Source organism: Amycolatopsis sp. NPDC033938, assembly GCF_055575975.1.
This window is the reverse complement of sequence record NZ_JBVIRO010000010.1, coordinates 130785-150384: the sequence shown is the minus strand read 5'-3', so window position 1 is coordinate 150384 and position 19600 is coordinate 130785. Positions and strand designations below refer to the sequence as shown.

Below are 19600 nucleotides of genomic sequence, written 5' to 3'. Positions count from 1 at the left end.
GCTCAGCCCTCTTCCGGGCCGTAGGCGCCGCCGAGGCGGTACCCCACGCCGCGGACGGTCTCGATCAGCGCGGGCCTGCCCAGTTTGGTCCGCAAGGTGGCGACGTGGACGTCGAGCGAGCGGCTCTCCGCGGGACCGCGATGGCCCCAGACCTCGCTCAGCACATGGTCGCGGGCGCAGACCGCGCCGCGGGCGGTGACCACCAGCGCGAGTACCTGGAACTCCTTGCGCGACAACGAAACCGGCTGCCCGTCGACGTGAACCTCATGCCGTCCGATATCGACCGAGACATCACCCGCCCGGATGACGCCCGCCGGTTCGGGCCCGGCCGGGCGTTCGCCCCGGCGGCGGCGCACGGCCTCGACGCGGGCGACGAGTTCGTCGACGTCGTAGGGCTTCACGAGATAGTCGTCGGCACCGGATCGCAGGCCCTGGATCCGGTCGTCGACCTCTCCCCGCGCCGAGACGACGATCACCGCGACATCGCTGACCGCGCGGATCCGGCGGCACAGCACGATCCCGTCGATATCGGGAAGGCCGAGGTCGAGCAGCACGACGTCGACGTCGTGCACCAGGTCGAGCACCCCGGCCCCGGAGGCGAGGCGTTTGATCGTCAGACCGCGGCGGGTCAGCGCGGGCGTCAGCGCGCCCGCGACCCGGTCGTCGTCCTCCACCAGCAGTACCCGCACCCGTGTTTTCCCTTCCCCGCCATCCCCGCACCGCGACGACTGAAGAACGACTCTATGGGGTGAGTCACCTCCGGCGCTCCCCGTACCGATCGGCCGTCCGGCCCAGTGACCACCCCACCGCAGGCGGTAATGGTCACGATGCGTCACAGATTCCCTGTGACCCCGGTTACGGGGCATCCCGGCCTTGTCTAGGCTGATCAGCGCCGGACGGGCGTGGATCGGGGCCGTCCGGTGGCTTGGAACGATACGGACTTGAAACCCTAAGTATTGGTCAAGCCGCCTTTACAAGCGGTCCGACGGGAGTAGGTTTCCGCCATCGCGTGGTGCCTGACCCCGCAGTCCCCTGCAAACGAACGCTCCTGGAGGCCAGATGACCGCGGAGGTGGCGGCGCCGATGATCAAGGCGGCCGCCGTGAACAAGTACTTCGGCGACCTGCACGTGCTCAAGGACATCAACCTCGAGGTGCCGCGTGGGCAGGTCGTGGTCGTGCTCGGGCCGTCCGGGTCTGGCAAGTCGACGCTGTGCCGGGCGATCAACCGGCTGGAGCCCATCAACTCCGGCGAGATCGCGGTGGACGGCGTTCCGCTGCCCGCCGAAGGAAAGGCGCTGGCCGCGCTGCGCGCCGACGTCGGCATGGTGTTCCAGTCGTTCAACCTGTTCGCGCACAAGACGATCGTCGAGAACGTCATGCTCGCGCCGATGAAGGTCCGCAAGGTCAACTCGGCCGAAGCCCGCAAGACCGCGATGGACCTGCTCGAACGCGTCGGCATCGCCAACCAGGCCGACAAGTACCCGGCGCAGCTCTCCGGCGGACAGCAGCAGCGGGTGGCGATCGCCCGCGCGCTGGCGATGCGCCCCAAGGTGATGCTGTTCGACGAGCCGACCTCGGCGCTGGACCCGGAGATGGTCCAGGAGGTCCTCGACGTCATGACCACGCTCGCGAAGGACGGGATGACGATGCTCGTCGTCACCCACGAGATGGGCTTCGCGCGGCGTGCGGCGAACCGGGTGGTCTTCATGTCCGACGGTGAGATCGTCGAGGACTCCACCCCGGACGAGTTCTTCACCAAGCCCAAGACCGACCGGGCGAAGGACTTCCTCGGCAAGATCCTTACCCACTAAGCGCCTGCTGGCGAAGCTGAAGACTCGCCTCGAAAAGGGACCACATGCGTGAACCCGCCCCGGCCGAAGGCCCCGCTATCGCGGTGGCAGGACGCCCTGATCGACCACGTGACGTGGAAGATCAGGCCGCGTCCTGCCGACGTCGATCGCGGCCGCGGGTTCACCAGCAGACGCTAAGGACTTCCCCGCCGGCCGGTATGGCTGGACAAGATTCGGAAGGAAACTGAAAAGAATGCGGTTGAACCGAGTTCTGCGAATGAGCGCGGCCGTCGTGGCGGCCGGTCTCGCCCTCTCCGCCTGTGGCGGCGGCGGGTCGGACGCCGGCAGCGGCTCCAGCGGCGCCAAGAACGTGGTGGCGAAGGCCAAGAACGACAAGAAGCTGACCATCGGCATCAAGTTCGACCAGCCGGGCCTCGGCCAGAAGCAGGCCGATGGCACCTACGCCGGGTTCGACGTCGACGTGGCGAAGTACATCGCCAAGGAGCTCGGCGTCGAGGAGTCGGCGATCACCTGGAAGGAAGCGCAGTCCGCGCAGCGTGAGGACCTGATCAAGAAGGGTGAGGTCGACTTCATCGTCGCCACCTACTCGATCACCGACAAGCGCAAGAACGAGGTCTCCTTCGCGGGCCCGTACTTCATCGCCCACCAGGACCTGCTGGTGCGTGCCGACTCCACCGACATCACCGGCCCGGAGTCGCTCACCGGCAACAAGAAGCTCTGCTCGGTCAAGGGTTCGACCCCGGCGCAGAACGTCAAGGAGAAGTACGCCAAGGAAGTTCAGCTCGAAGAGCGCGGCAAGTACACCGACTGCGTCACCTCGCTGCTGAACAAGACCGTCGACGCGATGACCACCGACGACGTCATCCTCGCCGGCTACGCCGCGCAGCAGCCCGGCAAGCTGAAGCTGGTCGGCAAGGGCTTCACCGACGAGAAGTACGGCATCGGCCTGAAGAAGGACGACACCGAGAGCGTCACCGCGATCAACAACGCCATCAAGAAGATGCAGCAGGACGGCGCGTGGAAGGCCGCTCTGGAGAAGAACGTCGGTCCGTCGGGCTACAAGATCCCGGAGCCCCCGGCCGTCTCCTGACACCCGGCTCGCTGAGCCGCTGAACTGAAGGAATCGAACGGTGCGCCGTGTACCGCGGCGCACCGTTCCCATACCGAGGCTGGGTTGAGCACCTTGTTCGATTTCCTCGACAATCCCAATTACGACTTGCTCGGCGCCTTCTGGATGACGATCAAGCTCACCTTCTTCTCCGCGATCGGTTCCCTGATCTGGGGCACGATCCTGGTGGGGATGCGGGTGAGCCCGGTTCCGATCATGCGGGCGTTCGGCACCGCCTACGTCAACATCTTCCGGAACACCCCGCTGACGGTGATCATCGTCTTCACGTCACTGGGCTTGTCCTCCACGCTGGGAGTCAGCCTGGCCTCGTCCGAGTCGACGACGTCGCTGGAGGACAACGCTTTCCGGCTCGCGATCCTCGGTTTTATCGCCTACACCGCGACGTTCGTCTGCGAATCGCTACGGTCGGGTATCAACACCGTGCCGGTCGGTCAGGCCGAAGCCGCCCGGGCACTGGGTCTCGGTTTCCTCCAGGTGCTGACGATGATCGTGCTGCCGCAAGCGTTCCGATCGGTGATCGCGCCGCTAGCGAACGTCATGATCGCGCTGCTGAAGAACACCACGGTCGCGTCGATCATCGGTGTGGCTGAGGCATCGCTTCTGATGTCGGAGATGATCGAAAACGAGTCCGACTCGCTGCTTTTGGTCTTCCTCCTCTTCGCCGCCGGTTTCGTCGTCCTGGTCCTCCCCCTCGGCCTGCTGCTGGGCTGGGTCGCCAAGAAGGTCGAGGTCAAGCGATGAGCGCGCAGACCGTTCTCTACGACATCCCCGGCCCCAAGGCGCGGGCGCGAAACTGGCTCTACAGCGTACTTTTCGTGCTCGTCCTGGCGTTGGTCATCTACTACATCTACGCGGGCTTCGACGAGAAGGGCCAGTGGGCGGGCGCTCTGTGGAAGCCCTTCCTCGACGGTGCGACGTGGACGCAGTTCCTCCTCCCTGGCCTGCTCAACACCTTGAAGGCGGCCGGGCTTTCCATCGTGATCGCTTTGCCGATCGGCGCGCTGCTGGGTATCGGGCGGCTGTCGGAGCACAAGTGGATCCGGGTTCCGGTCGGCGCGGTCGTCGAGTTCTTCCGGGCTATCCCCGTGCTGCTGCTGATGGTCTTCGCCGCGGCGTTCTATGCGTTCTACACCGACATCGACGCCGAGATCCGGCCGCTGTTCGCCGCGGTGACCGGGTTGGTCCTCTACAACGGCTCGGTCATGGCCGAGGTGTTCCGCGCGGGTATCCTGTCGCTGCCCAAAGGCCAAGGTGAGGCCGCGTCCGCACTGGGCATGCGTAAGACCCAGATCATGATGACTGTCCTGCTACCGCAGGCGGTCACCTTGATGCTGCCCGCCCTGGTCAGTCAGCTGGTGGTCATTCTCAAGGACACCGCGTTGGCTGGTCAGTTGACGATTGGTTTCAATGAGCTGATCCGTTCTTCCGGACCGCTCACCGGCCTCTACAGCAACACGATCCCGACGCTGATCGTCATCGCGATCATCTTCATCGTGCTGAACCTGCTCCTGAGCTGGTTCGCGTCGTGGCTGGAGAACAAGCTGGCCCGGCGGAAGAAGGCGCCCAAGGGCGCGAAGCCGGTGCACGACGCTCCCGCGTCCGTCGTCGACGCCACCGACTTCAACACCGGTCGGTCACTGTAGCTCCGTAAGTACATGAAGGCCCCCTTCCTTACGCCCAGGTACAGGAAGGGGGCCTTCATGTACTCCGGGATACGGCCTCTTGGTCCTGTCCGGACGGTGACCGCTCGGCTAGCGTCGGCCGTATGGCGGACCAGGCCACGACGCTGATCGAAGCGCTGCCGGACCTGGCGGGCAGGTCGGTCCTGGTCGTCGGGTGCGGCGATGGCCGCTATCCCCGGCTGTTCCGCGCCCGAGGCGCCCGCCGGGTCGTCGGGGTCGACGCGGATCAGAGGCTGATCGCGGTCGCGCAGCGCGAAGAAGAACGCGATCCCGTCGGGATCTCGTACGAGGTCCATCACCTCGACCGGCTGCCGGTGATGGGGACCTTCGACATCGTCCTGGCCTTCCTGGATGCCTCCGACCACCTCGGCCGCATCGCCGCAAGCCTGGTGGCGGGCGGACATCTCGTCGTCGTCGCCACGAACGGCCTCACCCTGGAAAAGGGCCTGCGCGACAACGGTTTCCAGGACATCGTGCTGCGGCGCGACGAACACGGTGACGTGCACAGCGCCCGCAAAGGCGGCTGAGTCGCGCACCCTGGTGTCGAGCCAGGCTGGCCGGGGCTATGAATCCCGGCCGGTCACCGGACCGTGCGCGTCTGGCGGTGTGGACCACACGGACCCCACACCGCCGCACCGGAACGACGAAACAGGTTTCCCCGCCGTGCCGGGGCGTAGCGCATAGGGGAGTCGAACCCCTGTCACCGGGGTGAAAACCCGGTATCCGTACCGCTGGACCAATGCGCCTTGGCCTGGAACACGTCTCCGGCACACACCGTGCACCGAGGACGTTTCGTTCCAGAAGTAAAGGGAAGAACGCACAACGAAAAAGCCGCCCGGTTCGGTTTCCCGAAGGGCGGCTCCCTTGTCGACGTCGCGCTAGGGCGACGTCGGAGAGCCGTGTTTCTCTTCCATGCCAACGTTCATGACGTAAGTATGCGACGGCCCGGTGCGCATGGGCAAACGATTAAAAGCCTCGTGGGTGGTAATGAGGGTTAGAGCGAACCCTTTCTTAGGTACCTGCTCGTGTCCTGCGGACTTGCCGGCTTGAGATGCATGATGGAAGGTGTGAAGGTCGAGTTTCCTCGGCTGAGCCGAGGGAAGGGGGCCTTCACACGCAGCCGTTACGGCAGGTGGTGCTGCCGAGACTCGAGATGCCCTTCCGGGCCGTGAAGGACTCCTTGAGGGACTCTGAGTCCCTCAAGGAGTCCTTCACGGCCCGGCCGCTACCAAGGCTCGCCCGCCGTGGTACCGGAAACACCCTTGGCCAGAACCCGAATCGCCACCCACGAGGCTTGGGCTACTTGTCCCGCCGGAAGAGCTTGTTCCCCAGCCAAACGATGGGGTCGTACTTCCGGTCCGCGACGCGTTCCTTCATCGGGATGAGCGCGTTGTCGGTGATGTGGATGCCTTCCGGGCACACGTCCGAGCAGCATTTGGTGATGTTGCAGTAGCCGAGCCCGTGCTCCTCCTGTGCCGCGTCCCGCCGGTCGGCGACGTCGAGGGGATGCATCTCCAGTTCGGCGATGCGCATGAGGTACCGGGGCCCGGCGAAGGCCTCCTTGTTCTCCTCATGGTCGCGCACGACGTGGCAGGTGTTCTGGCACAGGAAGCATTCGATGCACTTGCGGAACTCCTGCGAGCGCTCGACGTCGACCTGCTGCATCCGGTACTCCCCCGGCTTCAGCTCCGGGGGCGGCGTGAACGACGGGATCTCCCGCGCCTTGGTGTAGTTGAACGACACGTCGGTCACCAGGTCGCGGATCACCGGGAACGTCCGCATCGGCGTCACGGTGATGACCTCGTCCTCGGTGAAGGTCGACATCCGGGTCATGCACAGCAGCCGCGGTTTGCCGTTGATCTCCGCCGAGCACGAACCGCATTTGCCCGCCTTGCAGTTCCACCGCACCGCCAGATCCGAGGCCTGGGTGGCCTGCAGGCGGTGGATGATGTCAAGGACGACCTCGCCCTCGTTGACCTCGACGCTGTAGTCCTTCAGCTCACCCGAGTCGGCGTCGCCACGCCAGACCCGGAAACTCGCCTTGTAGCTCATGCCGGGCTCCCGGGGTGCGAGGCCAGTTCTTCGTCGGTGTAGTACTTGCCCAGCTCGGACAGTTCGAACAGCTCCAGCAGGTCCTGCCGCAAGGGGATCTGCGTCTTGACCGTGACCCCGATGTCCGGCACCACCGGATTGTCGCCGGGGGTGGCCGAGCAGACGAGGAGTTTGTTGCGCCACTGGGGATCCATCCCCGGGTGGTCGTCCCGTGTGTGCCCGCCCCGGCTCTCCGTGCGCATCATCGCGGCGCGGGCCACGCATTCGCTCACCATCAGCATGTTCCGCAGGTCGACGGCGAGATGCCAGCCGGGGTTGAACTGCCGGTGCCCTTCGACGGTGACCCGCTTGATCCGCTCGCGCAGTTCCCCGAGCTTCTCCAGCGCCCGCTCGATCTCCTCGGCCTTGCGGATGATGCCGACCAGATCGTTCATCGACTGCTGCAGTTCGGTGTGCAGGCTGTACGGATTCTCCTCGACGCCGTCACCCGGCGGGTCGAACGGCGCGAGCGCCATCGCCGCGGCGGCGTCCACATCGGACTGGCTGACCTTCGGGCGGTCCTTCAGTTCCGCCACGTAGGACGCGGCGCCGAGCCCCGCGCGGCGGCCGAAGACGAGCAGGTCCGAAAGCGAGTTCCCGCCGAGCCGGTTCGAGCCGTGCATCCCGCCGGAGCATTCACCGGCGGCGAACAGGCCCGGCACGCTCGACGACGCCGTGTCCGGGTCGACCTCGATCCCGCCCATCACGTAGTGACAGGTCGGGCCGACCTCCATCGGCTCCTTCGTGATGTCGACGTCGGCGAGTTCCTTGAACTGGTGGTACATCGACGGCAGCCGCTTGCGGATCTCCTCCGCGGGCAGCCTGCTGGCGATGTCGAGGAAGACCCCGCCGTGCGGCGATCCCCGGCCCGCCTTGACCTCGGAGTTGATCGCCCGCGCCACCTCGTCCCGCGGCAGCAGGTCCGGGGTGCGGCGGTTCTTCTCCTGGTCGGTGTACCAGCGGTCGGCCTCTTCTTCGCTGTCCGCGTATTGCCCCTTGAACACGTCGGGGACGTACTCGAACATGAACCGCTTGTCCTCGGTGTTCTTGAGGACCCCGCCGTCACCTCGGACGCCTTCGGTGACCAGGATCCCCTTCACACTCGGCGGCCAGACCATGCCGGTCGGGTGGAACTGGACGAACTCCATGTTGATGAGCGTCGCCCCGGCCCGCAGCGCCAGCGCGTGCCCGTCACCGGTGTACTCCCACGAATTCGAGGTGACCTTGAACGACTTCCCGATACCGCCGGTGGCCAGCACCACCGCCGGCGACTCGAACAGGATGAACCGGCCGCTTTCCCGCCAGTACCCGAACGCGCCGGAAATACGGCCGTCGTCAGTCAGCAGTTCCGTGATCGTGCATTCGGCGAAGACCTTGATCCTCGCCTCGTAGTCGCCGGTCTCCTTGAAGTCCTCTTGTTGCAGCGAAACGATTTTCTGCTGCATGGTGCGGATCAGTTCGAGCCCGGTGCGGTCGCCGACGTGCGCGAGCCGCGGATAGGTGTGCCCGCCGAAGTTGCGCTGGCTGATCCGACCGTCCTTCGTGCGGTCGAACAGCGCGCCGTAGGTCTCCAGTTCCCAGACCCGGTCCGGCGCCTCCCTGGCGTGCAGCTCGGCCATCCGCCAGTTGTTGAGGAACTTCCCGCCACGCATCGTGTCGCGGAAGTGGACCTGCCAGTTGTCGTTGGAGTTCGCGTTGCCCATCGACGCCGCGCAGCCGCCTTCGGCCATCACCGTATGCGCCTTGCCGAACAGCGATTTGCACACCACCGCGACGCTGAAGCCGCGCTCACGAGCCTCGATGACCGCGCGGAGACCGGCGCCGCCTGCCCCGATCACCACCACGTCGTAGTTGAGCCGTTCGACCTCGGTCATAGAAAAAGCCACCTCAAAGCTGGACGCCGTTGTCGGGGATGGGGGATTCCCGTGCCACTAGTTGATGAACCGCAGATCCGAAATCGCCCCGCTGGCCACGAGCATCACGTAGAAGTCGGTCAGCACGAGCGTGCCCAGCGTCGTCCACGCCAGCGCCATGTGCCGGGTGTTGAGCTTCGTGATCTGCGTCCAGATCCAGTAGCGGACCGGATGTTTCGAGAAGTGCTTCAACCTGCCGCCGGTCACGTGACGGCACGAGTGGCACGACAACGTGTAGGCCCACAACAGGATCACGTTGCCGAGCAGCACGACGTTGCCGAGCCCGAAACCGAAACCGCCGGTCTTGCCGTGGAACGCGGTGATCGCGTCGTAGGTGTTGATCAGCGAGACGACCACGGCGACGTAGAAGAAGTAGCGGTGGGCGTTCTGGATGATCAGCGGCAGCCGCGTCTCACCGGTGTACTTCGCGTGCGGTTCGGCGACCGCGCACGCGGGCGGCGAGAACCAGACGGCCCGGTAGTAGGCCTTGCGGTAGTAGTAGCAGGTCAGGCGGAAGCCCAGTAGGAACGGCAGGACGAGGAAGCCGAGCGGGATGAAGCCCGGCAGTTCGCCGAACCAGGCCCCGAAATGCCGGGAGCCTTCCACACAGGATTCCGAGACACAGGGCGAATAGAACGGCGTCAGGTAGTGGTACTCGGGCACCCAGTAGGCGGTGCGCACGAAGGACCTGATCGTCGCGTAGATGATGAAGGCGGAGAGGCCGAGGACGGTCAGCAGCGGGGAGAGCCACCACCGGTCGGTGCGCAGCGTTTTCTCGGCGATCCGGGCCCGCGACGGTGCGCGGACCCCCGTACCCCGTCCGGCCTCGTTGCCGGCGGGGGCGCTCACCGCTGGTCGCGCTTGTAGCCGCCGACGCCTTCGTCATCAGCGCCTTGCCAGAGCGCCGGGTCGTAGGGCGTGTCGGGTATCTGGACCCGATCGGCGGCCTTCGCCTGCGCGGGTACCGCGTTCGGGGTCGTGTCGAGATCGGCCGCGTCGATGTCGAGCCGCTCCACGTCGTTCGCCAGGCGTCGTACCGCCGACGCGTCGCCGTATCGGGATCGCAGCGTGCCGACGCACTGCCTCAGCTGACCGATGGCTCGCCGAAGTTCGGCGATCTCTGTGGTGGACATCGGTACCTCCCGATGGTCGGTTCGGTTGGCCGCTCGAGCCTTCGAAGGCAAGCGATCCTCGCCGTCTCGACTCTGCCGCGCATTGTGCAATGTGACAAGTAGCACAGTGGAACCTAGTGACGTGACGGAGGTCACGCGAGTCGATCTTCTGTATCGATTTTGATTCGCGGTTTCCCCCGAGGTACTGTGGCCACTGTCACGACCCAGCGACGTCAGCGTTGCCGTCCCGCGGACCACCACGACCAGTGATCCGGAGCCGGACAATGCGCACCGCCCCGAACGTCCACCCCATCATCGCCGAAGTCACCGAACGCGTCGCCGCCCGCAGCGCCGAAACCCGCGCCGCGCACCTCGAACGGGTCGCCGCCGCCTACGAAGAAGGTCCGGTTCGGCGCGGACTCGACTGCAGCAATCTCGCGCACGGCTTCGCCGCGATGGAGGGCGTCGACAAAGCGGCACTGCGCGCCGTACGGGCGCCGGGCGTCGCGATCGTCTCCTCCTACAACGACATGCTTTCGGCGCACCAGCCGATGCAGGAGTACCCCGCCATGCTGAAGGGGTCGGTCCGCGAGGCGGGCGGGGTGGCCCAGTTCGCCGGCGGCGTGCCCGCGATGTGCGACGGCGTCACCCAGGGCCGTCCGGGCATGGAGCTGTCGCTGTTCAGCCGCGAGGTGATCGCGATGTCGACCGCGATCGCCCTGTCCCACGACATGTTCGACGCCGCGCTGCTGCTCGGCGTCTGCGACAAGATCGTGCCGGGCCTGCTGATCGGCGCGCTGTCCTTCGGGCACCTCCCGGCGATCCTGGTGCCGGCCGGGCCGATGAACTCGGGCCTGCCGAACAAGGAGAAGGCGCGCGTGCGCCAGCTGTACGCCGAGGGCAAGGCGACCCGCGAAGACCTGCTGGACGCCGAAGCGGCTTCGTACCACTCGGCGGGAACCTGCACCTTCTACGGCACAGCCAACTCGAACCAGATGGTCGTCGAGGTGATGGGCCTGCACCTGCCGGGCGCGAGCTTCGTGCAGCCGAACTCGTCGCTGCGCCGCGCGCTCACCGAGGAGGCCGGGCGCCGCGTCGTGCGGATCTCCCGCGGCGAGGAGTACACCCCGGTCTCGCGGGTGATCGACGAGAAAGCCGTCGTCAACGGCGTCATCGCGCTGCTCGCCACGGGCGGTTCGACCAACCACACGATGCACCTGGTCGCGATCGCCGCGGCCGCGGGCATCCAGCTCACCTGGGACGACTTCTCCGACCTGTCGTCGGTGATCCCGCTGCTGGCGCGGGTGTACCCGAACGGCAGCGCGGACATCAACCACTTCCACGCCGCCGGTGGCATCCAGTTCCTGGTCGGCACGCTGCTCGACGCGGGCCTCCTGCACGAGGACGTCCAGACCGTCGCCGGGCCGGGTCTGAGCCGCTACCGGCAGGAGCCGATCCTGTCCGAGGACGGGCTGGTCTGGCGCGAAGTGCCGACGCGCAGCCTCGACGAGGACGTCCTGCGCCCGGCGTCACGGCCGTTCGCCGCCGACGGCGGGCTGCGGATGGTCGCGGGCAACCTCGGCCGCGCGGTGATCAAGGTGTCCGCGGTGGCGCCCGAACACCGCGTCGTCCAGGCCCCGGCGCGGGTGTTCACCGATCAGAAGTCGTTCAAGGACGCTTTCGAGGCCGGCGAGCTGAACCGGGACGTCGTCGTGGTCATCCGGCAGCAGGGACCGCAGGCCAACGGGATGCCCGAGCTGCACGGGCTCACCCCGGCCCTGGGGGTGCTGATGGACCGCGGGCACCAGGTGGCGCTGCTCACCGACGGCCGCATGTCCGGCGCGTCCGGCAAGATCCCCGCCGCGATCCAGGTGACCCCGGAAGCCGCCGTGGGCGGCCCGATCGCGCGGATCGCCGACGGCGACGTCGTCCGGCTCGACGCGCAGGCCGGGACCCTGGACGTCTTCGTGGGTGACGAAGAACTCGCCCGTCGTGAGCTGGTGGATTCCCCGCCTTCGGAGGCATCCTGGACCGGCACCGGCCGGGAGCTGTTCGCGGCGCTGCGCCGCGCGGTCGGCCCCGCCGATCAAGGCGCGAGCGTGTTCGGACCGCTCACGCCGGAACACTTCGGCGCTCCGGCGCACACGTTGAACCCTGTGGAGGTAAGTCAGTGACCACCGGCGCCGACCTGCTCGGCCTGTCCCCTGTGATGCCCGTCGTCGTCCTCGACGACGCCGCCGACGCGGTGCCCACCGCGCGGGCCCTGCTCGCGGGCGGCATCGGCGTGATCGAGCTGACCCTGCGCACCCCGGCGGCCCTCGCCTCCATCGAGCGGATCGCCGCGGAGGTCCCGGAGATCGTCATCGGCGCCGGGACGGTCACCGCTCCGGAGCACGCCAAGCAGGCCGCCGACGCCGGCGCGAAGTTCCTGGTGACCCCGGGCTGCACCGACTCGGTCCTCGACGCCGCGTTCGACACCGGGCTGCCGTTCCTGCCGGGCGCGAGCACGGTTTCGGAGGCGATGCGGCTGGCCGAACGCGGGCTGACGGCGTTGAAGTTCTTCCCCGCCGAGGCCAGCGGCGGCGTGGCGTACCTGAAGTCGATCGGCGGGCCGTTGCCGGGGCTGCGTTTCTGCCCGACCGGCGGGATCACCGTGAAGACCGCGCCGGACTACCTCGCGCTGTCCAATGTGGGCTGTATCGGCGGTTCGTGGCTGACCCCGAAGGATGCCTTGGCCGCCAAAGACTTCGGGAAGATCGAGGCGTTCGCCGCGGAGGCGTCGAAGCTCTGATCCGTGCTGTGAAGGCCGCCCCGTACAAGGGCGGCCTTCACCGTTTTCAGAGTGGTAACTGGTACTGAATAAAGCCTCGGTTGACCGCGACCTGGTCGTACAGGCGGCGCGCGGTGGCGTTGGTTTCCTTGGTGTGCCAGTAAACCCGGTCGCATTCGCGGCGGCGCGCCCAGTCCGCGACAGCCTCGATCAGCGCCCGCGCCACGCCCTTGCCCCGAGCTTGCGGAGCGGTGAAGAGGTCCTGGAGATAGCAGACGTCGGTGAGTGCGGAAGTGCTGGGGTGCACCAGAAAGTGCGTGATTCCGACGAGCTCGCCGTCCAGGCGGGCGACGAGCGCGTGCATCCGCTCCCCCGAGCGGAATTCCCGCCAAGCGCGGTCGTAGACCTCTTGGGGCGAAACCCGTTCGTAGAAGGCGACGTAGGCGCGAAACAGGTTCTCCCAAGCTTCGCGGTCTTCAGGCTCCGGCGGGGCGATGGTGATCATGGTGTCCTCCCAGTGATCACCCGAGCCTAGGGATTCACCTCACCGCTGAGAGTGGCCACTCGTGCGGAAAAGCGCAGTGCCACTCGTGCTGTCCGCGACTCAGCTCACGGCCTGCTTCACGAGCGCGGCGATGCGCTTCTCCACGGCGGCCGTCATCTTGGTCAGCGCGAACGCGGTCGCCCACATCTCGCCATCGTCCAGCTTGGCCGCCTCGTTGAAGCCAAGCGTCGCGTAGCGCGTCTTGAACTTGGTCGAGGCCTGGAAGAAGCAGACGATCTTGCCGTCGAGCGCGTAGGCGGGCTGGCCGTACCAGAGCTTCGGCGCGAGCATCGGGGCGTTGGCCTTGACGATGGCGTGGACGCGTTCGGCCAGTGCGCGGTCGTCGTCGGACATCTCCGCGATCTTCTCGACCACATCCTGCTCAGCGGCCGCGGCCTTGTCCGCGGCCGAACTGCGGCCGGCCGCCTTCTTCATGTCCTGGGCGTGTTCCTTCATCGCGGCCTTTTCTTCGGCCGAGAATCCTTCGTAAGTGGTGCTGCTCACGGTGTTTTCTCCTTGGTAGGCGGCGAGCGGGGGCATCCGGTAGTGGCACATCAGGACTGGGCGGCGAGGGTGGAGGTCTCCCAGCGGAAGCCGTCCGGGTCGGTGAACGGCGCGGCGGGGCCGCTGACCGCGATCCGGTGCGATCCGGTGCCCTCCGGGGCGACGCCGGCGTCCTTGGCCAGGGCCTTGCGCCGGTACAGCGCCAGCTTGACCGGGCTCGACCCGGATTCGAACTCGACGTACATGCGGCCGAAGCTCTTCCCGACGGTGAGCCCGTGCTCGACGTAGAACCTCTTGCTCGCGGGGACGTCGGCGACGCCCAGCAGCAACACGATGTCGTCGATCTCGCGGGTGGCCGGGCCGGTGTTCTTCTTCGCCGAGGTGGCGATCTTCCAGATCGCGCCGTCCGGGGCCTGGACGACACCGCCGTAGCCCCACATCGACTTCGCGGCGGGCTTGATCGCGGTCGCGCCCGCGGCGAGGGCGGCTTCGATCAGGGCGTCGACGTTGGCGGGCTGCGACACCGTGAGGGAAAGGGTATAGCCGCGGAAGCCGCTTGTGGGCTCCTGCGAGGCCCGCAGGCGCAACTGGGAGCTGAGGCCGAAGGCGGTGGTGTAGAAGCTTTCGGCGGCCGCGGTGTCGGTCACTTCGAGGGTGATGGCGTCGATGAAGTTCATGCCGGTAACGCTATTTCGCGGAGGGCATGCGGTGCTTCTTGATTCCTGATCGGTCGCGTCGATGCTGGTCAGTGCTGCACGGAACCCACGTCCTCCGCCGATACATGATCACGATCGATCGCCCGCGGACGGCTCGTCCGCGGCCCTTCCACAGCCTGCCCACCAGGACGAACACCTCTGAACCGCACCCGCATGACAGGCTTATCGGGGGTAAGTCAAACGTGTCGTGATGGTGGGCGGCCTGTTCGCAGGCGTGACTCGCGTGCCTGGATCCCGCACTCGGCTGTCCCGGCTCCAAGCACGCGAGTGCGGCACCCCGTCACCAGGCACCATCCCACCCGAACACGCCACCTTCGCCTTACCCGTCCATAAGTAGTGTTCTCGTGAGGGTAGTGCGGGTATGGCACGTCGGTGTCCCCAATGCGGCATTGGGACGCTCAAGGTCTCCAAGGGGAACCCGCATTTGTGTACCTACGCCTGACCGGGACGAGGGTGGTTCCGCGAGCATCGTCGCCCGGTCTCGTCCCTTGATCAACGGAAGATCCGGGACACTCAACGTCCGGAATGTTCCCCACCCGGACCGCCCCGGCAACCCGCACACGCTCCACACCAGTAGGTAGACAAATACGAGTCCCTCAAAGCGTCATTGGGGACACCGGCTCCGCGACGCGGGCGCGGCCCCCGCGTGCACGGCCTGCCACGTTTGCCTTACCTCTCTATAGAACCCTCATCGCCACTCACGACCCCCGCCCCAAACCGCACAAACCGCCCAAGTCGGACGGCCTTCTTCGGAAAGGTGTCCCTTGTGGACGCCGGGGCCCGGCCCGGCTTCCGCCAGTCAGCCCGGTCCGCGCCGAGGCACGCCATGCTTCCCTTACCCCTCAATAATTTCCTGGCATTGACGCCAGACGCGGCGAGAGAGCCTTTACGGATCGTGGCCTGGGGTTCGGCAGGGGCTGGAGGGCGCGCACGACCCACGTCCGAGCGGGTCCGCTGCCCGCTCGGCCGGTGCGGCGGAGGTGAAAGGTGGTTCAGTCGAGGGTGGGGTCGTCCAAGAGGGCGGCCTCGGCACCGAACTCGCGGAGTTCGTCGCGGATCACGGTGTAGGCCAGCCCCTGGGGATAGCCCTTGCGGGCGAGGACGCCCAGCAGGCGACGGATCGCCGTCTGTTCGTCGACGTTGCCCAAGGAGCGCATGCGCTTGCGTACCAGCTCTCGGGCGCGCTGCTCCTCTGCCTCTCGGTCCACCTCTTCGGCGGCCTGGACGGCGATATCCCCATCTATTCCTTTGCGTTTGAGTTCGGCCACGAGCGCGTTCCGTGCCAGGCCCATGTTGGCGTGGCGGGAACGAACCCACATTTCAGCGAACTCGGCGTCGTTGACGAGCCCTGCCTGGTCCAGTTTACCGAGCAGGGTCTCCGTCGTCTCGTCGTCGAAGCCTTTACGCTTGAGAGCCTGACGCAATTCCTCCGTGGAGCGCGGGCGCGCGGCCAGGAGATCGAAGCAGATCTCCTTGGCCTTCTTCCTCCGCTCGTCCGGCGGCAACTCCGCCGGATCCACCTTGGGCGCTCGCAAACCCGTTCCTCCTAGAAGTCGACCGGCGCCGGGGCGGCCTCGGCGTCGACGACGGCACCGATGCCGAGCTTCTCCTTGATGCGCTTCTCGACCTCGTTGGCGATGTCCGGGTTCTCGAGCAAGAACTTGCGCGCGTTCTCCTTGCCCTGGCCCAGCTGGTCGCCCTCGTAGGTGTACCAGGCACCGGACTTGCGCAGGATGCCCTGGTCGACACCCATGTCGATCAGCGAGCCCTCGCGGGAGATGCCCTTGCCGTACAGGATGTCGAACTCGGCCTGCTTGAAGGGCGGCGCGACCTTGTTCTTCACGACCTTGACGCGGGTGCGGTTACCGACGGGCTCGCCGCCGTCCTTCAGCGTCTCGATCCGGCGGACGTCCAGACGGACCGACGCGTAGAACTTCAGCGCCTTACCACCGGTCGTGGTCTCCGGGGAGCCGAACATGACGCCGATCTTCTCGCGCAGCTGGTTGATGAAGATCGCGGTGGTGCCGGAGTTGCTCATCGCACCGGTCATCTTCCGCAGCGCCTGGCTCATCAGCCGCGCCTGCAGACCGACGTGGCTGTCACCCATCTCGCCCTCGATCTCGGCGCGCGGCACGAGCGCGGCGACCGAGTCGATGACCAGGATGTCGAGCGCGCCGGAACGGATCAGCATGTCCGCGATCTCGAGCGCCTGCTCACCGGTGTCCGGCTGGGAGACCAGCAGCGCGTCCGTGTCGACGCCGAGCTTCTTGGCGTAGTCCGGGTCCAGCGCGTGCTCCGCGTCGATGAACGCGGCGATGCCGCCGTTCCGCTGCGCGTTGGCGACCGCGTGCAGCGCGACGGTGGTCTTACCGGAGGACTCCGGACCGTAGATCTCGATGACGCGGCCGCGGGGCAGGCCGCCGATCCCGAGCGCGACGTCGAGCGCGATGGCACCGGTCTGGATGACCTCTATCGGCACGCGCCCCTCTTCGCCGAGGCGCATGACCGAACCCTTGCCGTACTGCTTGTCGATCTGGGCGAGGGCCAGTTCGAGGGCCTTGTCCTTGTCGGGTGCTGCTGGTGCCATGGAGTCCACCTCGTTGGTTGAGCCGGTAGGGCTTGTTTCAGTTCTGAGCTGTCGGGCTCGACGCTACGGGCGACCACCGACAATTCCAGGCCTCGCGCCCAAGCTGTGGATCGCTGACCCCGTTGTGGACAACACCATAGACGAACGTGTGTTCGAGCCTGTGACCGACACGCCGTCGCGCTAGGGTGCTCGCCTTCATCCCGAGGTCAGCGCCGCTCCGGCGGGATCTCGAAGGCGTCGCAGACCGCCCTCCAGACGTCCTTGGCCGAGATTCCCGAGTCAAGGGCCTGTTCGACGGTCCGGCCCCCGAGTTCGCCGAAGACGTGATCCCTCGCGAGGGTTTCCGCACGTCCGGGACCGAATTCGTCGGCCATCAGCCGCCGGAAGACCGTGATACGCATCGGGCGAAGTCTAGCCCCGGGCCCGGCCCGAAACGCGTGAAGGCCCCCTTCCCTCGGCTGAGCCGAGGGAAGGGGGCCTTCACGCGCAGAGGTGGATCAGCCGCCGATGGACCAGACCCACAGGCGCCAGTAGTCGGACTTGGGCTCGGGCTGGTCGATGAACTGGCACTCGGCGCCGACGTCGCTGCTGCGGTACTTCGTCGCGTCCGCCTCGCACCAGGCCAGTTGATCCGCCCCGTAGGTGCCCCTTACCTCGCCTGCCGAAGCAGTGCCCGAAACCGAAACCAGCACCGCCCCGATCGCCACCGCCAGTACCGCGGCTCGCCCCAGTGTCATCTTCATACGCGAACTTTCCCATGATCCTTGTCGCCGGGGAGCCGTTTTGCCGAGAGTGCCCCTCGACGCGAACCGTGTTAAGGCCTACTCGCCCGGCTGGATGCTCTTTTCGAAGTAGTCGGCCAGTTCGCCCGGCGTCGGGTTCTGTCCTTCGGCCGGGACCTGGTAGATGAAGCCCACCAGCGGCCGGTCGGTGACGGTGAACACCAGCACGGCCGCGTTCCGCCCGGCGGCCGAGGAGTACTGGCCTTCCAGGGCGTTGCCCGCCCACTTGGCCTCGGTGCGGTCACCGCCGGCGAAGGCGAGCAGCTGGTCGGTGTAGGCCTTGAGCTTCTCCGGGGAGTCGCTCTGCAGGTAGGTCACCTGGGTGCCGGCGCGGCCAGGCGCGGAGCAGGTCGACGTCACGCCGAGGTCTTCCGCCGGTTTCGCCGGTCCGTTGCCCATCCCGGGCTTGCAGTCACCGGTGTCGGCGATCTTGCCGGCGAGCTGACGCAGGCAGCCGGTAAGGCCCTTGTCGTCGGCCGCCCCGGGCGCCTTGCACTCGTCGGCGGTGTAAGTGGTCACCGACGAAGAGGTCAGGAAGTACACGAGCCCGGCGGCGATCAGCACGACGACGGCCGCGATCGCGCCGATGACGAGCGGCTTCTTCTTGCCCGCGGTCGCCTTGTCGCCGGTGTCACCGCTTGCCAGGGAGTACGTCGGGAAGTTCGCCGGCGCGGGCTGCTGCTGCACCTGCTGCGGGCCGCTGTTCGGATAGCCCGACTGCGGGAAGCCGCCGGAGTGGCCGGGGCCGGCGCCCTGATAGCCGGGAATCGACGCGACCTGCTGCGGAGGCGGCGCGTACGGGCCCGAAACGCCGGGGTGTGCGCCGGTTCCGGCCGCGACCTGCCCTTCCACCCCCTGCGTCCGGGAGCTGATGCCGTCGGAAGCGACGTGCTGAGCACCGAGCGCGACCGCGGTCTCGGGCTGGTCGAGACTGCCGGGTACGACGCCGAGCTTTTCCGCGATCAGGCTGCCGACCAGCGGAAGCCTGCTCGAACCGCCGACGAGGTAGATACCGGCGAGCCGGTCCGGCGTCATCCCGGCCGAGCGGACCACTCGCGCCATCAGCTCGACACTGCGCAGCATCGACGGCCGCACCAGCGCCTCGAGCTCGCCGCGGGTGACGAGTACGTCCTCGAACGGCTCCGGCATCGGAACCTCGGTCTGCGGGTGCCGCGAAAGGGCCTCTTTCGCCGCCTTCACGTCCTCTTGCAGCGCGCGCCGCGTGCGGCGGTCCGGAGTGGACTCGGGCCGCAGAACCCGCTGCCAGCGCTGGGGATCCTTGTGCGAGACCTCGCGGCCGACGTGCACCAGCAGGGCCTGGTCGACGTCGAGACCGCCGAGGTCGGGAAGGCCGTCTTCGGCGACGACGGTGAAGCCGCCGTTCGGGGTGGCGCCGACGATGGCGACGTCGAAGGTGCCGGCACCGAGGTCGTACACGGCGAGCGCCTGCCCGGGGGCGAGCGTCTTGCCGGGGAACGACGCGAAATGCGCCGCCGCGGCGACCGGTTCGGGGACGAGCACCAGGTTGCCGCCCATCCCGGCGAGCCGGGCGGCGGACAGCAGCACGTTGCGGCGCGTCTGGCCCCACTGCGCGGGATGGGTGAGCCGGACCTCGTCGGGCAGTTCGCCGCCGAGCTGGCGGGTGGTCTCGTCGAGGACGCGGCGCAGGATCGCGGCCAGCACCTCGGTGACCGGGATGACGTCGGTGCCCAGCAGCAGCGTCTGCTCGTCGATACGGCGCTTGGGGTTGGGCTCGAAGCGGGTCGGGTCGAGCCGGGCACGGCGTTCGGCGTCACGGCCGACCATGATCGTGCCGTCTTCGGTGGCGAACACCGCGGAGGGCATGTTGGCCGAACCGTCGACCTCGACCACCCGCGGCGGCCTCCCGTGCGCCGAAAGGACGGCCACGGTGTTGGACGTCCCGAGGTCCACCGACAGGATCCGCACAGCTCTTTCCC

At 67.2% G+C, this 19600-nt stretch carries 20 protein-coding genes and 1 tRNA gene; 7 read left to right on the top strand and 14 right to left on the bottom strand.

The window, feature by feature from the left end; all coding sequences use genetic code 11:
- Positions 1 to 2: 2 nt before the first annotated feature.
- On the bottom strand, positions 3 to 689 hold the full coding sequence (locus ACZ5ZX_RS24540) for a response regulator transcription factor (RefSeq protein ID WP_465504317.1): 687 nt from the start codon (positions 687 to 689) through the stop codon (positions 3 to 5).
- 394 nt (positions 690 to 1083) lie between these two features.
- Here ACZ5ZX_RS24540 and ACZ5ZX_RS24535 point away from each other — a divergent pair, with 394 nt between their 5' ends.
- The 5 genes from ACZ5ZX_RS24535 to ACZ5ZX_RS24515 all read left to right on the top strand — a co-directional run bounded on the left by ACZ5ZX_RS24535 (position 1084) and on the right by ACZ5ZX_RS24515 (position 5150).
- Positions 1084 to 1812: an amino acid ABC transporter ATP-binding protein gene (locus ACZ5ZX_RS24535; protein ID WP_465463644.1), complete on the top strand. Its 729-nt coding sequence runs from the start codon at positions 1084 to 1086 to the stop codon at positions 1810 to 1812.
- A 232-nt stretch (positions 1813 to 2044) separates the two neighbouring features.
- Positions 2045 to 2902 carry a glutamate ABC transporter substrate-binding protein gene (locus tag ACZ5ZX_RS24530; RefSeq protein ID WP_465504316.1) on the top strand — a complete coding sequence of 286 codons (858 nt, stop codon included), beginning with the start codon at positions 2045 to 2047 and terminating at the stop codon, positions 2900 to 2902.
- Between the two features lie 84 nt (positions 2903 to 2986).
- On the top strand, positions 2987 to 3682 hold the full coding sequence (locus ACZ5ZX_RS24525) for an amino acid ABC transporter permease (RefSeq protein WP_465504315.1): 696 nt from the start codon (positions 2987 to 2989) through the stop codon (positions 3680 to 3682).
- The gene (locus tag ACZ5ZX_RS24520) at positions 3679 to 4584 is read left to right on the top strand and encodes an amino acid ABC transporter permease (RefSeq protein WP_465504314.1); all 906 of its coding nucleotides are present in this window, start codon (positions 3679 to 3681) and stop codon (positions 4582 to 4584) included. Before ACZ5ZX_RS24525 ends, ACZ5ZX_RS24520 begins: the two co-directional genes overlap by 4 nt.
- Before the next feature lie 122 nt (positions 4585 to 4706).
- A complete protein-coding gene (locus tag ACZ5ZX_RS24515; protein WP_465504313.1) occupies positions 4707 to 5150 on the top strand; it encodes a class I SAM-dependent methyltransferase in 444 nt (147 codons plus the stop codon).
- A gap of 147 nt (positions 5151 to 5297) precedes the next feature.
- Here ACZ5ZX_RS24515 and ACZ5ZX_RS24510 read toward each other — a convergent pair.
- From ACZ5ZX_RS24510 to ACZ5ZX_RS24490, 5 genes are all read right to left on the bottom strand, one after another.
- A tRNA-Glu gene (locus ACZ5ZX_RS24510) sits at positions 5298 to 5369 on the bottom strand.
- 553 nt (positions 5370 to 5922) lie between these two features.
- Positions 5923 to 6675, bottom strand: a complete 753-nt coding sequence (locus ACZ5ZX_RS24505) for a succinate dehydrogenase/fumarate reductase iron-sulfur subunit (protein WP_465504312.1) — start codon at positions 6673 to 6675, stop codon at positions 5923 to 5925.
- Complete coding sequence (locus ACZ5ZX_RS24500) at positions 6672 to 8588, bottom strand: fumarate reductase/succinate dehydrogenase flavoprotein subunit (protein ID WP_465504311.1); 1917 nt, start codon at positions 8586 to 8588, stop codon at positions 6672 to 6674. Before ACZ5ZX_RS24500 ends, ACZ5ZX_RS24505 begins: the two co-directional genes overlap by 4 nt.
- 57 nt (positions 8589 to 8645) lie before the next feature.
- The gene (locus ACZ5ZX_RS24495; RefSeq protein ID WP_465504310.1) at positions 8646 to 9476 is read right to left on the bottom strand and encodes a hypothetical protein; all 831 of its coding nucleotides are present in this window, start codon (positions 9474 to 9476) and stop codon (positions 8646 to 8648) included.
- Entirely contained in the window at positions 9473 to 9760 is a 288-nt protein-coding gene (locus ACZ5ZX_RS24490) for a hypothetical protein (RefSeq protein ID WP_465504309.1), read from the bottom strand. The genes ACZ5ZX_RS24495 and ACZ5ZX_RS24490 overlap by 4 nt, the downstream gene beginning before the upstream one ends.
- A gap of 263 nt (positions 9761 to 10023) precedes the next feature.
- Between ACZ5ZX_RS24490 and edd the strand changes: the two genes are divergently transcribed.
- Both edd and eda read left to right on the top strand, forming a co-directional pair.
- Positions 10024 to 11913, top strand: a complete 1890-nt coding sequence (gene edd, locus ACZ5ZX_RS24485; protein WP_465504308.1) for a phosphogluconate dehydratase — start codon at positions 10024 to 10026, stop codon at positions 11911 to 11913.
- Positions 11910 to 12530, top strand: coding sequence for a bifunctional 4-hydroxy-2-oxoglutarate aldolase/2-dehydro-3-deoxy-phosphogluconate aldolase (gene eda / locus ACZ5ZX_RS24480; RefSeq protein ID WP_005164729.1), 621 nt, complete (start codon positions 11910 to 11912; stop codon positions 12528 to 12530). The genes edd and eda overlap by 4 nt, the downstream gene beginning before the upstream one ends.
- A 46-nt stretch (positions 12531 to 12576) precedes the next feature.
- Here eda and ACZ5ZX_RS24475 read toward each other — a convergent pair whose 3' ends face one another.
- The 8 genes from ACZ5ZX_RS24475 to ACZ5ZX_RS24440 form a co-directional block, all read right to left on the bottom strand.
- Positions 12577 to 13014, bottom strand: a complete 438-nt coding sequence (locus ACZ5ZX_RS24475; RefSeq protein WP_465504307.1) for a GNAT family N-acetyltransferase — start codon at positions 13012 to 13014, stop codon at positions 12577 to 12579.
- 99 nt (positions 13015 to 13113) lie between these two features.
- Positions 13114 to 13593, bottom strand: coding sequence for an iron chaperone (locus ACZ5ZX_RS24470; protein WP_465504306.1), 480 nt, complete (start codon positions 13591 to 13593; stop codon positions 13114 to 13116).
- 14 nt (positions 13594 to 13607) lie between these two features.
- Positions 13608 to 14234, bottom strand: a complete 627-nt coding sequence (locus tag ACZ5ZX_RS24465; RefSeq protein ID WP_465504305.1) for a VOC family protein — start codon at positions 14232 to 14234, stop codon at positions 13608 to 13610.
- Between the two features lie 1031 nt (positions 14235 to 15265).
- Positions 15266 to 15793, bottom strand: a complete 528-nt coding sequence (locus tag ACZ5ZX_RS24460) for a regulatory protein RecX (RefSeq protein ID WP_465504456.1) — start codon at positions 15791 to 15793, stop codon at positions 15266 to 15268.
- A 26-nt stretch (positions 15794 to 15819) separates the two neighbouring features.
- The gene (gene recA / locus ACZ5ZX_RS24455) at positions 15820 to 16860 is read right to left on the bottom strand and encodes a recombinase RecA (RefSeq protein WP_061984048.1); all 1041 of its coding nucleotides are present in this window, start codon (positions 16858 to 16860) and stop codon (positions 15820 to 15822) included.
- Positions 16861 to 17066: 206 nt separating this feature from the next.
- Positions 17067 to 17261, bottom strand: coding sequence for a DUF3046 domain-containing protein (locus ACZ5ZX_RS24450; protein ID WP_465504304.1), 195 nt, complete (start codon positions 17259 to 17261; stop codon positions 17067 to 17069).
- 96 nt (positions 17262 to 17357) lie between these two features.
- Positions 17358 to 17603, bottom strand: a complete 246-nt coding sequence (locus tag ACZ5ZX_RS24445) for a hypothetical protein (protein WP_465504303.1) — start codon at positions 17601 to 17603, stop codon at positions 17358 to 17360.
- A gap of 78 nt (positions 17604 to 17681) precedes the next feature.
- A complete protein-coding gene (locus ACZ5ZX_RS24440; RefSeq protein WP_465504302.1) occupies positions 17682 to 19589 on the bottom strand; it encodes an Hsp70 family protein in 1908 nt (635 codons plus the stop codon).
- Positions 19590 to 19600: the final 11 nt, after the last annotated feature.